The organism is Shewanella canadensis (genome assembly GCF_003966225.1).
Classification (GTDB): Bacteria; Pseudomonadota; Gammaproteobacteria; order Enterobacterales; family Shewanellaceae; genus Shewanella; species Shewanella canadensis.
In genome coordinates this window covers 11,952-29,862 of the sequence record NZ_RXNU01000027.1, presented here as the reverse complement: position 1 = coordinate 29,862, position 17,911 = coordinate 11,952, and the positions used below count along the sequence as shown (strand labels likewise).

General features: G+C 46.6%; 7 protein-coding genes. 1 reads left to right on the top strand and 6 read right to left on the bottom strand.

The genetic code is table 11. From position 1 onward, the window contains the following. From EKG38_RS24320 to hemC, 6 genes are all read right to left on the bottom strand, one after another. A partial coding sequence (locus EKG38_RS24320) for a retention module-containing protein (protein ID WP_185826949.1) occupies positions 1-4,310 on the bottom strand: 4,310 nt, incomplete at its 3' end. Positions 4,311-4,739: 429 nt separating this feature from the next. Then, positions 4,740-10,928, bottom strand: coding sequence for a retention module-containing protein (locus EKG38_RS24315; protein ID WP_185826948.1), 6,189 nt, complete (start codon positions 10,926-10,928; stop codon positions 4,740-4,742). Between the two features lie 280 nt (positions 10,929-11,208). Beyond that, positions 11,209-12,378, bottom strand: a complete 1,170-nt coding sequence (locus EKG38_RS24310; RefSeq protein WP_126523468.1) for a heme biosynthesis HemY N-terminal domain-containing protein — start codon at positions 12,376-12,378, stop codon at positions 11,209-11,211. Then, complete coding sequence (locus EKG38_RS24305; protein WP_126523467.1) at positions 12,375-13,526, bottom strand: uroporphyrinogen-III C-methyltransferase; 1,152 nt, start codon at positions 13,524-13,526, stop codon at positions 12,375-12,377. Before EKG38_RS24305 ends, EKG38_RS24310 begins: the two co-directional genes overlap by 4 nt. A 58-nt stretch (positions 13,527-13,584) precedes the next feature. Continuing rightward, a complete protein-coding gene (locus EKG38_RS24300; protein WP_126523466.1) occupies positions 13,585-14,319 on the bottom strand; it encodes a uroporphyrinogen-III synthase in 735 nt (244 codons plus the stop codon). 26 nt (positions 14,320-14,345) lie between these two features. After that, complete coding sequence (gene hemC / locus EKG38_RS24295; RefSeq protein ID WP_126523465.1) at positions 14,346-15,275, bottom strand: hydroxymethylbilane synthase; 930 nt, start codon at positions 15,273-15,275, stop codon at positions 14,346-14,348. A 201-nt stretch (positions 15,276-15,476) separates the two neighbouring features. Between hemC and EKG38_RS24290 the strand changes: the two genes are divergently transcribed. Further along, positions 15,477-17,900: a class I adenylate cyclase gene (locus tag EKG38_RS24290; protein ID WP_439332677.1), complete on the top strand. Its 2,424-nt coding sequence runs from the start codon at positions 15,477-15,479 to the stop codon at positions 17,898-17,900. The last annotated feature ends 11 nt before the right edge of the window (positions 17,901-17,911 follow it).

Sequence of the window (17,911 nt, the reverse complement as noted above, 5' to 3'; positions counted from 1 at the left end):
AGGAAATCCAGATCTAAACCGGCGGTATCATAATTCCATGGGGTATCGCCGGGGGCATCGGCATCAAGGACGCCGGTATTAAAGCCGGCGACCAGTGCGCTGGCCAAGCCGGCATCAATGATTTCACTGTCACCATTATTCCAGGTGATGTTGTCGTCAGAGACAAAGGTAATATCCACCACATCGGTGGTGTCGATATCGCCGAAGCTGACGGTACCACTGTCGCTCAGGACTTGAGCGGCAGCATCAAGGGCTTCAACAAAGCCGGCGGATTGCGTCGCACTGATGGTTGGGACGTCATTAGTACCAGTGATGGTAACTGTAACCTCTTGAATGTTAGAGTCACTGGCTGCATCACTGACCACCACATTGTAAGTTAAAGTGATGGTCTCACCGTCGGCAAGGAATTCAACCAGACTGTTATCGACTTCATAACTCCAGTTCCAATCATCGTTTAGCTGATCGGTGATCTCGACATCGAAACCGTTTGTCAGGGTCTCGGCTAAACCGCTAGCCAGAACGCCGCCATCCCAACTGACGTTGGTATTGGTGGCATCGATAGTGTGTCCAGTGTCATTGGTATCGATATCGCTGAAGTTGTAGCCTGTACCTTGAGTGCTTAGCAGTACGGGGCCGTCTGTTTCTTTGACACCACCATTGGTTGCGGCATCGAGGATAGGCTCATCATTGGTACCAGCTATCGTGACCGTGACCGCTTGAATGTTAGAGTCACTGGCGGAATCACTGAGCACCACATTGTAGGTTAAGGTGATGGTTTCACCATCGGCAAGGAATTCAACCAGACTGTTATCGACTTCATAAGTCCAGTTCCAGTCATCATTAAGTTGATCGGTCACCTCGACATCAAAGCCTCCAGCCAGAGTATTGGCTAAAGCACCATCCAGTACGCCACCATTCCAACTGACGTTGGTATTAGTGGCACTGATAGTGTGTCCTGTTTCATTGGTGTCGACATCGCTGTAGTTGTAGCCTGTACCTTGAGTGCTTAGCAGCACTGAGCCATCGGTCTCTTCGACACCACCATTGGTGGCGGCATCGAGAATTGGACTGTCATTAGCTCCATTTATGGTTATAGTTAATGTAGCACTTGAGCCTGCACCATCTGAATCTTCGATCCAATAAGTAAATTCATCGTTTAGAGTGTCGCCAATCCAAAGAGCATTAACAGCCTCATTGGCATCATCAAGTTGATAACTATAATTGCCATCCGCTGAAATAGTTAACGTACCATATTGTCCAATTACAATTGTGTCGCCAACCTCACTTACATCGGAAGGGTTGCCAGCACCTTGTACTTCTATAGCTGTCAGTAATTGATTTTCGGGGTCGGTATCGGATACATCGGCGTAGTCAATATTATTCACAGTGCCATGATCTGCGCCAATAATTACGTTACCCGTTATTACTGCTGCATTTATGTCATCTGTGCCTTCGGTTACTACATTGGTGTCGGGAAATGCTGTCGGTCCATCATTGGTCCCGAGGATGGTAATAGAAAGTGTGGCACTTGAGCCTGCACCGTCAGGATCTTCAATCCAATAGGTAAACTCATCATATAAAGTATCGTCGTTACCCAAAGCATTTACATTGGGGTTACTATCATCAAGCAGGTAACTGTAACTACCATCAGCGGAGATGGTTAGCGTACCGAACAGCCCTTCAACAACAGTGTCACCTTGCTCATTAACGACTGATGGGGTACCTCCGCCCTGAACGACTACTGCCGTTAGAGTTTGGTTTTCAGGATCAGTATCTACAACATCTCCATATTCAATATTATTGACTGTACCGTGGTCTTCACCAAGGATGACGTTACCAGTAATCGCGACAGTTTCCAGATCACCAGCAATTTCTGTAACTACATTGGTATCGGAGAAGGCTGTGGGTCCGTCATTGGTACCTATGATAGTAATAGAAAGTGTGGTACTCGCTTGGCCACCATTGCCGTCATCAATCCAGTAGGTAAACACATCTATTGCTGTTTCATCGTTGCCGAGAGCATCGACATTGGGGTTGCTATCATCAAGTTGATAACTGTAGCTACCATCTGATGAGATAGTCAGAGTACCGAATTGACCTAGTATTAATACATCTTCGCCAATGGCACCTGAGCCATCTCCTATGGTCAAGTTATCGAAGTTGGTGACTTTGACGATATTGAAAATTTGGTTGTTTATATCGGTATCAGTATCGGCTACATCCTCATAGTCAATATTATTCACTGTGCCATGGCTTTCACCACTAATAACGTTACCAGTTATTAAATCAGCATGGTTTTCATCAATACCTTCATTGACAACGTTCGTGTCTGCAAGTGCGTCAGGCGCGTCATTATTACCATTGATAGTAATGGTGACTGTTTCTGTATCGGTTGCGCCATCGTTGTCGGTCACAGTGACATCAAAGCTCATGGTGATCGATTCACCAGCTCCAAGGAATTGTGTTTCTGAATTTAACGTACTGTAATCCCAACTATTGGTGTCTGCATTGAAGCCAGCAGATAAAGCAGCCTCTTGAGCTGGAGTAAGTGTTCCACCACTCCAACTTATATCACCGTTATAGATGAAGCTAATGATATGGGTATTGCTAATATCAACATCGGAAAAACTAAGGACACCGCTGTTAGTTAATACAGTATCACTGGCATCTTCGGTGACACTGCCAGAACTATCTACAGTTAGAATTGGGGAGTCATTGGTGCCTATTACTGTGATGGTGACAACTTGAGTATCGGTGCCACCAAACTCATCTGTGACCGTAACATTAAATAGCTCTTGTGCAGATTCTCCCTCGGCTAGACCATCAGCGAGAGCATTGTTTAAGGTGTAGAGCCAAGTGCCACTATCAGGATCAATAGAGAAGTTACCTAGGTTTCCAACACCACTATCAATGCTCCAGGTGAGTACTGCTCCGTTGTCAATATCATCGGCTGCTAGTGTGCCACCAACAGAGGGGACACCTAAAAATGGGGTACCATCATCAAGGTTCCCCGCTTCAACAACTGAGCCAGCATCTTCGCCATCGATATCGTCATCAGTCGTGATAACTGGCGCGTCATTGGATCCCGTAATGATAATATTTAACGTCACAATGGAGCTATCACCATCGCTGTCAGTGAGTTGATAGGTAAAAGTATCTGTAACTTTTTCCCCCTGAGCCAGAGACTGGACCGCATCAAGCTGGTTTGATAATTGATAACTATAGCTACCGTCGGCAGATATTTGTAATACCCCGAAGGTGCCGCTAATACTCGTTGCCTGAGCTACTACTAAGTTGGCACCATCTGCATTAGTTATTTGTGAAACAGTAGCGGAATCAGCTCCTTGAGTATCGTTATCTATGACACTGCCTGAAATTGTAGAGTCATCTTCGCCTATGTTCCCTGAATCATCTTGTCCATTAGGGGCATCATCAAGCAGGTTAGCAGTAATAGTTGAAGTGGTATTGTTGCCCAGAATATCGGTAAGAGACACGGCAAAGATATCTGCTTGAATATCTGATGCGCTATGGTCAACCGCTGAGTTCAAGGTATAGCTATAACTCAGAATGCCTGTTGCAGTATCATATCCTGTTATAGTCAATGTTCCGCTTGCAGATGTAATTGTTGTCGGTCCTGCAAATACTCCACCAGTAAACACCTCTACGCCATTGATCAATACGCTGGCTATTCCATTGGGAGAGGCAAGTGTGATTGTGTTTGCTTGTGATAAAGCACTTGCTAATGGATCTGAGCCTTGGGGGAGATTGATTTCTGAAAGAGTGATGGAACTGGAAGTCGAGATGGGGAGAATATTTTCTTCTGCAATGATCGGTTCATCAATAACGGGGGCTGCAGTCAGATCAAACCCACTGGTATCATATCCACTGCCTGCTATCGTTTCATCTGCTGCTCTATCTAAAGTGATGAATTCGGTACCTTCATTACCACCGCCTCCTGCTGCGGTACCCGCCGCGGTCTCGGGTAGTCCGGCGGTTGGATCTTCACCCGCTAAAATTTGAGCCTGCAGGGCTGCGATTTCAGCATCTGCGGAAACGGGTGCCGTCGCTAACCCCTCCTCTTGGGACGGTGGAAGGGCCGGGTCGTCCGGCGAGAGGCTTGTTTCATCGACGACCGAGCCATCGGCCATCTCCAGAATAAACTGCGCACTTGGCGAGAAGATTAACTGCTCACCGTTTTTGATAAGATCGCCTATCGTCACATCTCTCACATTCCCCTGTTCATCTTTGGCTTTTAATTGACCAACCAGGTTAGTGACAACGGCATCTTGTTTAGCTACTGAAACACCCATAACTACATCCCTGAGCAAGCTCATTCATAACAGACATTGAAGGATTGAAGGTTCAGGAATTTAATATTTTTCTCCCTGACTACTTAAAGTCTGATCCAGTTTCACTGTGTGTCAAACTTGTGCTACTAAGGGGGAAATTTACTGATGGGGCAAGGTTTTGAGTTCCGGAGAGGATTAATCAGATGTATTCAGATGCTTAAGTGAGAATAATGTTGATTTAGATTGAGCCATAATAAGAAAACGATCACATCGGTAGCTTTCTTATTATAAATGGATATAGATGCTAGCTAAACAAAGTGGCATTTTGATAGCTTGGGGTTAGCTTCTGTTGCGGCTAGGCTGATACAACGAAGCCACTAAACATGGTGGCTTCGTTACGTCTCTCTGCTAGATATATTGTAAAAATGCAGTATTTACCTCGCTAGTTGATTATGGCACATCAACAATAAGTGCATCGTCATCGAGCAGCCCATTGATGATCTCTGTTGGACTTGGACCATAGATGGTCGATAGATCTACCCCATCTAACAGGATGGTTAGTGTATCTCCTCCAGCTGATGATGTTCCATTTGTATCCAGGACTATCTCTGTGCTGCCACCCACAAAGTTAAATGAGAGAAAGTCTTCCAGATCGCCAGGCGATTCATTGACTAACACATCAGATAGGTTGAGTACATCGTAGACGGGATTAAAGTTATAGATGGTATCTATACTCTCATCTGCAGAGCCCACCTCCCAGATAATTGCGTCACGGTCTGAATCTACACCCGCATCTATGGTATCAGAGCCTTCACTACCAATCAGTATATCGGCTCCGGCTCCACCAGAGATCGTGTCATCGCCAGTACCGCCGATTATGTAGTCACTTTCAATTCCTCCTAAAAGAGTATCTTCGGCATCGGTTCCAGCTAAAATATTGATATCGTCATCGCCAGTATCTGGTTCTACAACGACGGTGAAACCACCTGGTTCTCCGTCGGGGTCAAAGACGCTATCTCCATCAGCATCGATTGCTGTATAAGTAAAATCGATATCAATAGGCTGTTCGGTAATACCGCCAGCAGAAGATACCTCAATAACCTGGAACTCTTCTCCATTCATATGCGCTATGTTAATAGATTGAATATTAAAGCCATTGAGAGGTCCCACCTCAATAGTAAATGTGCCATCCACGAGTATATTGGTAAACGTTTGCTGGCCTCCTCCAACGTAGTTAATTACATAGGTGATGTAACTTGTTCCGTCGTGGCTACCATTGTTACCGGTTCCTAGGCTTATCGCGGCGACACTGGTCCCGTTTATGCCGTAATAGAAGTTAATGTCTTCACCAGCATCAACAGAGGTTTTAGGGCCTATACCGATACCGTGGCTATTCGAGTTAACACTGCCTGTACCTGTTATGGTCGCTATAACCTGCGTCGCTAGATCATCTTTGGCATAGACCTCGCCGTCGACATCAACATAGTATGCAGCGTTATTACCTGCCGGAGCATCGTTTAACTTATATCCGATGACATATTCAAGTTGGATTTCTTGCAGGAGAATAAGTTTGTAATCGTAGTGACCATTGCCATCGGGTACAGCAGTTAAGGTGAACACCTCCGTGTCGTGTGCCATGGCCTTCAATGTGTTACCAAACATGGTATAAGTAAGAACGATACCATTGTAGAGAAGCCCTTGTGTGGCAACGTTAAAGTTTACGCCTCCGAAGCCATCGGCCCCCGGGCTAAACAGATCACCGGTTATGTACTGACCGATAGTGTTGGTTATCGTTTGTATTGCCTGAGTATCGACATCATCGACTGGCGAGTCATCTTCGATATTTAAGGTGAGAGTGGTGTCGGCACTGCCTCCATTCTGGTCGTCAACCGTTACGGTAAAGGCTAGGGGCAGTACATCTTCGATATTGCTATCGGGATCATGATCCACCGGAGCAAATAGAGTAACGGTATAATTTACGCTGAAGTCAGGTGCCGCTCCACTTACAGTAGCAAATACGATGGTCATTACCGTCACTGAACCAGCGGTCCCCGTAAGGGTATTACCACTCCAATTCCAGTGAATTAGTGCCTCTCCTGAATAGTACTGACCAATATCGGTGTCATCTATAGAGATCGCAAAACTGTTGCTGTCGACATCGGTGAAACTGAGCGTACCGACGAAAGAAACTGCATCCGTAGTATCATTGGGCGGTACTTGACCATCTTTGATTCCATAAAGTAAACCTTCTTCAGATACCGCAGCTAAATCGATACTGATAATCTCTGGTCCATCATTAATCGGGTCGGTCGCGATAGTCACGACCGCGGTATCGGTGCCCGTACCATCACTTAATGTGTATTCAAAGGTTGGCGGTGTCACTTCGGGATCACTGCCATCATGTTGATACTCGAAGGTACCGTCTGCTTGAATGCGCAGGGTACCGTTACCAACCACGAAGTCTTGACTCCAACCATCGAGGCCAAAGATTAAATCGATGCCATTGACCTGAGTGACATTGAGTATGCCACCATCGCCGCCGTCGCTGTCTTGTAGAGTATCGTTATTATCTATGTGAGTGATAACGTTGCCACCGAGCAAGGCGCCTTCATCTACACTGAAGCTGTCGTCTTCGGCGAACGGTCCATCGTTTACGGCGTTGGTCGCGATAGTCACGACTGCGGTATCGGTGCCCGTACCATCACTTAATGTGTATTCAAAGGTTGGCGGTGTCTCTTCGGGATCGGTGCCATCATGTTGATACTCGAAGGTACCGTCTGCTTGAATGCGCAGGGTACCGTTACCAACTATGAAGTCCTGACTCCAGCCGTCGAGGCCAAAGACTAAATCGATGCCATTAACCTGAGTGATATTGAGTATGCCACCATCGCCGCCGTCGCTGTCTTGTAGAGTATCGTTGTTATCGATATGGGTGATAACGTTGCCACCGAGCAGGGCGCCTTCATCGACACTGAAGCTGTCGTCTTCGGCGAATGGTCCATCGTTTACTGCGTTGGTCGTGATTGTCACGACTGCCGTATCGGTGCCCGTACCATCACTTAATGTGTATTCGAAGGTTGGCGGCGTCTCTTCGGGATCGGTGCCATCATGTTGATACTCGAAGGTACCGTCTGCTTGAATGCGCAGGGTACCGTTACCAACTATGAAGTTCTGACTCCAGCCGTCGAGGCCAAAGACTAAATCGACGCCATTGACCTGAGTGACATTGAGTATGCCACCATCGCCGCCGTCGCTGTCTTGTAGAGTATCGTTGTTATCGATGTGGGTGATAACGTTGCCACCGAGCAAGGCGCCTTCATCGACACTGAAGCTGTCATCTTCGGCGAACGGTCCATCGTTTACGGCGTTGGTCGTGATTGTTACGACGGCCGTATCGGTACCCGTATTGTCACTTAATGTGTATTCAAAAGTTGGCGGTGTCTCTTCTGGATCGGTGCCATCATGTTGATACTCGAAGGTACCGTCTGCTTGAATGCGCAGGGTACCGTTACCAACCACGAAGTCCTGACTCCAGCCGTCCAGGCCAAAGATTAAATCGATGCCATTGACCAGAGTGACATTGAGTATGCCACCATCGCCGCCGTCGCTGTCTTGTAGAGTATCGTTATTATCGATGTGAGTGATAACGTTACCACCGAGCAGGGCACCTTCATCGACACTGAAGCTGTCGTCTTCGGCGAACGGTCCATCGTTTACGGCGTTGGTCGTGATAGTCACCACTGCCGTAGCTGTGCCAGCACCATCACTTAATGTGTATTGGAAAGTTGGCGGTACCTCTTCGGGGTCACTGCCATTATGCTGATACTCGAAGGTACCGTTTGCTTGAATGCGCAGGGTACCGTTACCAACCGCTATGTCCTGACTCCAGCCGAGGTTAAATACCAGATCGACGCCATTGACCTGAGTGACATTGAGTATGCCACCATCGCCGCCGTCGCTGTCCTGCAGGCCATCGTTGTTATCTATGTGAGTGATAACGTTGCCTGCCAGTAAGGCGCCTTCATCGACGCTGAAGCTGTCATCTTCGGCAAACGGCCCATCATTGACCGGGTTGATATTGAAGAAGACGCTTGCTGTATCCGTTCCTCCTAAGCCATCGTTAATCGTGTAGGTAAAACTGGTTGGGCTGGGCTCTTCACCATTATGATCATAGGTGAAACTACCGTTCTGGTTGATGGTTAAGGTGCCATCGCCGATTGGAATAATTGCCGTGCCGCCAATGAAAGTAACGGCAACCCCGTTAATATGGGTGATGTTTAGCGCGCCGCCATCGATGTCACTGTCGACACCGGAACCGGTATTATCGGTAATGATGTTGCCGCTCGTGAAGCCGCCTTCGTTGAGGCTATAGCTGTTATTAAATGCATCGGGTGCATCATTGACAGGCTCAACCACTATGGTCAAGGTTGCCGTTGCACCAGTATTGGTGGTGTAGGTAATGATGGGAACATTGCCGTTCCAGTTGGTATCGGGTGTGAAGACATAGGTACCATCGCTGTTAAGGACTAAGGTACCGTTCTCTAAATCGACACTGGTGTCGGCGCTGTAACTGTTTCCCTCAACGGTAAAGCTGCTGACGGTTAGCTGATCGTCGTCATCGCTGTCATTATCTAATACGTTACCGAGTGCGACAGAGCCTTCATCTATGGTGTTACTGTCATTAGCGATGACCGTGGCTTCATCCTTACCGGTAATATTGATCGTGACTGTCTGGGTATCGGTGGCGCCAAACTCATCTATAACAGTGACTAAAAAGCTTTCCTGTACCACTTCACCTTCGGCCAAGATCTCTGCTGCTTGGTTATCTAAGGTATAAGTCCACTCGCCGGTAACCGGATCTATGCTAAAGCTGCCATAGAGTGAATCGGCATCACCGCTCCAGGAGAGGACTGCCCCGGTATCAACATCACCTGCGGTGAGTGTTCCGGTGGCTGTTTGGGTGTCAGAATCGAGCACTACCCCTTCAGCGGGCTGTTCGTTGACGCTACCAGCTGCATCGGCAGCCGATGAGGTAATAATAGGTGAGTCATTGGTGCCGTTGATGGTGATGGTCACAAGTTGTGTTGCCGATGCACCAAATTCATCGGTTACGGTAACCAGAAACTCCTCCTGAGTTGCGCTGTTTTCGGCAAAGCTATCGACAAGCTGATTATCTAAGGTGTATGTCCACTGCCCGGTTACGGCGTCGATAACGAAGCTACCAAATGTACCTGTTGCTGTGCCGCTCCAGCTCAGTATCGCACCGTTATCGATATCGGTTGCGGTGAGTGTGCCCGTGGTTTGTGGTATACCGGGCACTATGGTGCCGTCATCCTCATTGCCTGACTCAATGACAGTGCCTTGATCTGCTCCATCACCTATTTCTGTGGTAATGACAGGAGTGTCGTTGGTGCCGGTTATGGTGAGCGTAAGCGTTACCGGCACGCTATCACCGTCACTGTCTGTGAGTTGATAAATGAAGGTATCTGTAACCTGCTCACCTTGAGCGAGAGACTGAACCGCATCGAGCTGGGTCGATAACAGGTAGCTATAGCTACCGTCGGCAGATATTTGTAATGCTCCGAAGTTGCCGCTAATACTCGTCGGCTGAGCTACGGCTAAGCTGGCTCCATCTGAGTTGGTAATTTGTGAAACGGTAGACGAGTCGGCGCCTTGAGTATCATTAATGATGACACTGCCCGAAACTGAAACGTCATCTTCTCCTATGTTGCCAGAGTCATCTTGTCCGCTGGGGGCATCATCGAGCAGGTTTGCGGTAATCGTTGAGGTGGTATTGTTGCCCAGAATATCGGTAAGCGACAGGTTAAAGGTATCCGCTTGAATATCTGCTGCGCTATGATCGACTGCTGAGTTCAGGGTATAGCTGTAGCTAAGAATACCGGTTGCAGCATCATATCCTGTTATATTCAATGTTCCGCTCGCAGAAGTTATTGAAGTAAGGCCTGCAAATACGCCACTGGTAAATACTTCAACGCCATTTATCACTAAGAGGGATATTCCATTGGGGGCGGCAAGTGTAATTGTGTTCGCTTGTGATAAAGCACTTGCTAATGGAGAGGAGCCCTGAGGGAGATTTGTTTCTGAGAGCGTGATGGAGCTGGACGTTAATGTGGGAAGAATGTTTTCTTCAGCAATGATAGGCTCATCAACGGCGGCGGCCGTTGCCAGATCGAAGCCACTAGTATCATACCCACTACCCGCTATCGTTTCATCTGCAGTTCTATCTAAGGTGATGAAGTCGGTGCCTTCATTACCACCGGCTCCGGCTGCGGTGCCAGCTGCGGTCTCAGGCAGTCCGGCTGTTGGATCTTCACCCGCTAAAATTTGAGCTTGCAGGGCGGCAATTTCCGCATCGGTAGACACGGGCGCCGTAGCTAGCTCCTCCTCAGGAGTAGGAGCTAAGCTTGGCTCTTCCGATATGATGTTTGTTTCATCGACGACCGAGCCGTCGGCCATCTCCAGAATAAATTGTGCACTTGATGAGAAGATTAGTTGCTCACCGTTTTTGATAAGATCGCCTATCGTTACATCTCTGACATTTCCCTGTTCATCTTTGGCTTTTAATTGACCAACCAAGTTAGTGACAACGGCATCTTGTTTAGCTATTGAAACACCCATAATTACATCCCTGAGCAAGCTCATTTATAACGAAAATAGAAGGGTTGAAGGTTCAGGAAATAACACTTTTCCCTGATTACTTAAAGTCTGATCCAGTTTTAATGTGTGTCAAACTTCGGCTAACTAAGGGGAAATTTAAAGAAGGCAGAAAGGATTAAGGCAGAAAGGATGATAGTTCTATATATTCAGTGCGTTAGGTGATAGTTGTGTGCGTTTGTATTGAGCCATAATAAGAAAACTACCATACAGGTAGTTTTCTTATTATAAATGGGTATAGATGTTAGCTAAACGAAGCGGCATTTCTATAGCTGTTCACGGCTTTGTTGAGCTCACCTAAATGCTCCTGTGATTCTGCCAGAGCAAGCCAGCAGATTTTGTCGGGTTGAAGATTGCAGACTTTTTGCCAGTATGTGGTCGCGTGTCGATACTCTTTGTTTTGTTGATACAGCTTAGCAAGAAGGATCTGGAAATTGACCTCTTCAGCATATTTATTCTCAAGCGAGAAAATCACCTTTCTCTCTTCAACATCGGCTGGTGAAATAATCTCAGCAAGAGCAGATAACAAGTCTGGAGAAGTTGAGCTCTTTAATTGTTTCATCAATAATTTGAGAGCCTCAGGCTTACGTTGATAAAGATTTAGACCGACACAGTAGATGGCCAGATAACGCATCTCTTTTCTCTCGGCTCGGCTGAGCCAGTGCCAGGCTTTCTCTAAATCCTGCTCACTACTTTGTTGAGCGGAAACGAGCAAAGAAGTATTCGTTGAAATGATGAGCTCATTTAACTCTTCCCCTGAAAGCAGGTTTCGTTTCTTGATGATAGGGAGCAGTAGCTTCAGCGAGTGCCAGTCAGATTGAGCCTGGTATAACTCGAGTGCGAGCCTGAGCACCGGGAGTTTACTCTTGCTGGTAGGGGAAAGTTTATCCAACTCTTTTCTGGCTTTGTCCAGCTCACCTTGCTGAAGCAGATAACGGGTACGTGTGGTACCGACAGCCTTAATGGCTAATCTTTCGTTTTCAGCCTGAAGCAGATATTCATCTCTGGCTTCAGTATTATTTTGATGTTGCGCCGCTCTCGCTGCTGCTAACAGGTTCAGAGCCGGGAGTTCCCCCTTTTCCGCCCCCTTGGACATCGCTTTCTCGGCGGTTGACCAGTCTTCTTCAGCGAGGGCTAATGCCCCTATCAGAGTATGTTTTTTTGCCGCTTTTTTACGCCATTTCTCTGGTAATAATCGGCTACTAAACAGTAAATTGAGTAAGAAGATAATCGCCCACTCTAGGATCTGTAGTAAGCCATAAAAAACAATCAGAGCGATAACGGCAAACACCACACCAGTTTCTACCTCATAATCCCACACGGTAAAATAGAGGTAGCCATTCATACCTTCAAAAAAGGGGCTTATACATAGGCCTAATAATATAATCCCAAGATAGATCATAATTCTAATCATAGGGAAGCTTCCTCTGTAACCAGCAGATTACCGTGTATCACCAACTGTTGAAGCAGGGCAGTTGATTGAAAGTGGTTAATTGTCGGTGTTTGTATCTCAAGTGTTTTTAGTGCCTCAAGAGCCGATAATGTCTCCTTGGTCTTGGCGTCGTTGAGATCAAAGTATTGGTAGATCCACTTTCTTGCGAGTGTCAGAGACTGGCGATAGTTGACCTGATCCTGTCTATATAGGGCAAGTTGAGATTGCAGCAGCTTGTTACGGATATTTTCGACAAGATACCACTGTTGATCGGGAGCGAGTATCGGTGTGATATCAGTGGTTCTCTTTCGTACTACGACAAAATCATCCATTATGGATTTCCAGGATTTTGCCAGATTCTCTTTCCAGTCATCAATGGAAGCTGACATCTCGGGGCTTTCGAGACGATTAGCCGCATTAGCAACTTCAACTCTGTTCAATGGCAGCCGATCTAATAGTTCAATCATACTGTCTAAGGTTAGAACCGTACCTGCGATATCGGTGCTCTTGATAGCTGATACCACCGAGATATCTTGAGCCAATGCTTTTCTTAGTGGTGTCAGGGAGGGATCTTTCATCGACTCGATTCGAGCGTCGGCCGATTTAAGCAGACTCGCCGCCGTGCTTGGATCTTTTTCCAGCCAGAGTTTGCTTCCAGCCATTCTGACTAAGTATTTTGCCTCTTCGGCCATCCAGTGATTTGGATTACGCTGTGCAAGTTTTGCGACACGCTCATTAAGCTGAGTTTGGCTTTCGCTTAACCCCTGCATCTGTTGATTTATGCTGCCGGAAAACGCTTGCTGTTGGCTTTGCAATGACGATATCTGCCTGGAGGGCTCATTTAAGGCTTGTTTCAATTCAACAGCTAACGCCTGAGCGCTATCTTTGTGCTTGGTTAACTCTTGATATAGGTAGTAACCACCACCTAATGTGGCGAATGTCAGTAACAGTATGCAAACAAGGTTGAATAAGAAGCCCCAGGAGACTCCGGACTTATCGGCCTTCTCATGGTTATCTGCTGAACTTTGTAAAGATTCACTGACTGCTTGATTCGTGTCATTAGTCTCCGTTTCAGAGCCTTGCTCTATTTTCGGTTCCATAACGTTCTCATCTAACTTTTTATTGTCCATTAAACAGTCCTTGAAGGCGATACAGCTACAATGATGACGAGTATAAGGCTTTACAGTGCTAGACAGATAACTTTAAGGCAGAAAGTACGGCCTTACAGTTTGCAGCTTTGGCATTAGTAACGTGTTGTAATCCGTTGGCTAAGGCTTGTTCCTGAACTCGAGAGCTAGGGACTATAATATGACATGCACGCAGCCAAGCAAATAGCTCTTTTGGTACAAGTTTGATTAGATTATCAAGTATTTCGCCACTCGTGACGACAATCGTGTCTATTTCAGCGTTCTGCCAACCCCGAATAACACTGTTTTTGTCTAGCTGTGGGCAACCCCTTTGATAGGCCTCCCAATAGTTGACGATGCCCCCCCGGAAGGTGAGTGCCTCGGCCAGTGCCTCTCTTCCTCCGACGCCCCGTACGATCACAATGTTCTTATTTGAAATATGATGAAGCTGTTCGAGAGTGAGTAACCCTTCGGTCTGTTGGCATTCCTGCGGCGCTTTTTGGGAAGAGATCCCAAGGGCTAGGAGAGCCTGATAGGTTGCTTCACCAACGGCATAAAACTGTGCAGAGTCTGGAAATTGGTTATTTAATGCTTTAGATGCGAATTTTACCGCATTAGTGCTGATAAAAATCACAATATCAGCTTGGTTAAATTGTTCGATAGATGATTGGTGCAGCTGAATATCCGTTGCTTGAACATTCAATAATGGCGTGACGACATGAGAGACCCCTTTTTCATTCAGGGCCTCTATCATCGACTGATTACGCCCTTGTGGGCGCGTCAGAAGTACTTTCATCTTAATGCGAGCCGTACAGGCTGTGTCTATTTGATATAAACGGCATCGAGAATGGCTTTAGCGCCTTTGCTGAGCAACTCTTCAGCGAGTGCAACACCAATTGCTTGTGCATCAGTCTTAGAACCAACCTTTGTCGCTTCGATGATGTGGCTACCATCGGGATTACCGACTAAACCACGTAGCGTCAGTGTATCATCCTGGATCTCAGCATAGGCTCCGATAGGAACCTGACATCCGCCTTCCAGATGAGTGTTCATTGCGCGCTCGGCGATAACACGGTGACGTGTTTCTGTGTGCTCGAGTGGGGCCAGAAGCGCTTTAACTCTCTCGTCATTGACGCGACACTCAATACCTACGGCACCTTGTCCATTGGCAGGCAGGGATTCTTCAGCAGAGATAAAGCTGGTAATGCGTTCCTCAAGCTTCAGACGCTTAAGGCCTGCAGCCGCAAGAATAATGGCGTCATAATTGCCTGCATCCAGCTTTCCTAAACGGGTTCCTACGTTACCGCGTAGATCTCTGATCACAAGATCGGGGCGTGATGCTCTGATCTGGCATTGACGTCGTAGGCTCGAAGTACCAACGACTGCACCTTGAGGTAGTTCGCTGATATTTTTGTAGTTATTAGATACAAAAGCATCGCGTGGATCTTCACGTTCACAAATGATCTCTAACCCTAAGCCTTCGGGGAAATCGACAGGGACATCTTTCATCGAGTGGACTGCAATATCGGCTCGGTCTTCAAGCATGGCAACTTCCAGCTCTTTAACAAACAGTCCTTTACCACCGACTTTTGCCAGAGGTGTGTCAAGGATAATGTCGCCTTTAGTGCTCATAGGTAGAAGTTCTACCGTCAAACCTTCATGGAATTTTTCCAGTTCAGCTTTCACAAATTCTGCTTGCCAAAGTGCAAGTGGGCTTTTACGTGTTGCGATTCGAATGACGTTTTGAGACATGCTCGATATTCCATCAGAGGCCTTAGTTGCAGCAATGCTAACATTGCTCAGGAATAGATGTAATATATGGCTGTTGATTCTTTGAAGTTCACCCAACTATTTAGGACTTTAAAGTGTGATCTTGATCTCATTTATTTCCTAATGCGAATAAAGCTGCTAGCATGAATATCAACTCTCTATTTCCTTCTGGAATCAAATCATTTGATCAATGAGCAGAGCCAATTTATCGAAACCGCTGAACGATTAAATCGGATCAGGCTGGCTCGTGCACTCGCGATACTCTCCCCACTTAAAAGAGACCTCTTAAGACTCATTCCGCTTCTATTTCATTATCATAGAGCTGGCTACCCTGGTTATAACGGCTCCATGACACCTTCGGGGATCTTCAATTATGCCCCTTCAGAGAGTGAACTTGCCGCTTGTGATACGCTCGATTTAGTCAAACCAACGCAGCATCAAGTTAAGCAGACTGCTATTGAAGGGGTCTACAGTATGGGGAGCATGGCCAGCTTTGGTCAGAACCCTAAGAGTGATATCGATGTATGGCTGGTGCACGATCGTTTACTGACTAAAGAGGAGTGCCGATTACTCGAGGATAAATCATCGCTTCTAACCGCCTGGTTTGCTCAATATGGGTTGGAAGTTAATATTTATCTGGTTCATCCGGAACAGTTCTCAAAAGCATCAATATCCGAGGATGAATCGCTTCATCCTATAGGTCAGGAACACAGTGGGAGTGCACAACATTGGTTGTTGCTTGAGGAATTTTATCGCAGTCAAATCCGTTTAGCGGGTAAAACCGTCGCTTGGTGGCCAAATGCTCAGAGAGCCGATGAGCTGTTATATTTAGGAGACGTGAGCCACATCCCCGCGAGCGAGTACTTCGGTGCTTCTCTATGGCAACTCTATAAAGGCTTAGACAAGCCACATAAAGCATTACTCAAGGTACTGCTTCTCGAGGCGTATGCCACAGAATACCCAGATACCTTACTGGTTAGCGAAAAGGTATGGCAGCGAACCATAGATGGTGATTTCTCTGCCGCGAACGATGCTTATTATCTTCTTTATGAATCGATCGAAGTCTATCTTGAAAAACAGCAAGATTGGAGTCGATTGGAGATTGTTCGTCGTTGCTTTTACCTCAAATGCGGTATTCGATTGAGTGAGTTTGAACAGGCTAAAGATTGGCGTTATCACAAGCTGAGAAGTTTAGTCGATAGCTGGAATTGGTCACAGAGCCTCATCGATACACTGGATCACTGTGAAGATTGGCATTGCGGCCAGCTGCAATGGTTTAATGAGCAGCTCAATGAACTTATGCTAGGCAGTTATCAGACTCTTATTCAATTTGCTTCAATCAATAAGCTAAACGGAAGTTTCAGGCTATCAGAGTTAGGGTTACTGACCCGAAAACTTCATACCTATTTCAGCGCCGATACTCAGCAGATCATTAGTCTAAATCGTCTTTGGAGTGACTCCATTGCCGAGCCGGATTTGACGATTATTTATAGTCACAATGATAATGAGTACTGTCTGTATCGTTGCCCTCCTTATTCGAGAAATTTTATTGGCCAGAGAGCCGTTTACCGTTCCAGAAGCAAAGCTAAATTACTCGCCTGGGCGACATTAAACGGTGTTTCCACTCAGGTGACGACCTGGTATGAGTTTGCTAACGGTAGCGGGAAATCAGAATATTTAACGACGGCGGCCAAGCGATTGATTCCCTTCTTTGAGTCTGAAGAGAAGCACGTGTCTAAGATGGATCTTTATCAGCCGTGGCGATACAAAAAACTGATACTACTGCTTAACTTCAATAGCGACCCGACTGCTCAATGGCAAGGGCAGGAGATCATGGTCGATTATATGAATGCCAATATCTTCTCCCTAGGTCGTCGTCAGCAAAACATGCTGGCTTCGATCGACATCATCAGTTTGAGCTCATGGGGTGAATGGCATTGCCACCATTACGAGGGAGAATTGGGTATATTAAATGCGTTGGCGTTTATCATACCGGGCATAAGGCAGGCTGCCGAAGATATATCCATAGAGGTCATCAGCTGTTCGGCTAAGCTTAAATCTCAGTTCGAGCGCACCGTGACGGGGCTGGTTCAACGGGCGGTTCGTTTAAGCTTGCAAGTATCGAGTTCATCGACATTGGTCTATCCGTTGAAAGTCGGAAAGGTACAGTACGGGATCTTTTTTAACAGTAAAGGGATGGTTTTTCAGGATCTTAAAGATGCCAAGGCTTTCTATCAACAGCTCACGATGAAGAAGGTGATAGAGTTACCCAGACCCGATCTTGGTAATGAACCTTTCACAAAAATACCCGATGTTATTCAAGATTTTGCAGCTCATGGTGCAATTCAATATTTTCTTCGTCAAGGCGAACATGGCTTAGATGTGTTTGTGCTTAATGAACAAAATGAGCTGAATCACTATGTTCAACAAGGCGCTAACGTTGATGAATTGGTGAGTCAGGTCAGCCATCACCATGCCTTTGAGGAGCCGGATACCTCTGCACAGCGTTTTAACCTGCCACAGTTTTTCAGATTGATACGGATCGATGGTCGCCTAAGGGCGATCCCCTTCGGTGTGTCGGTGGATGAGGCTGAGATGGACTTCTAGCTGAAATGGAC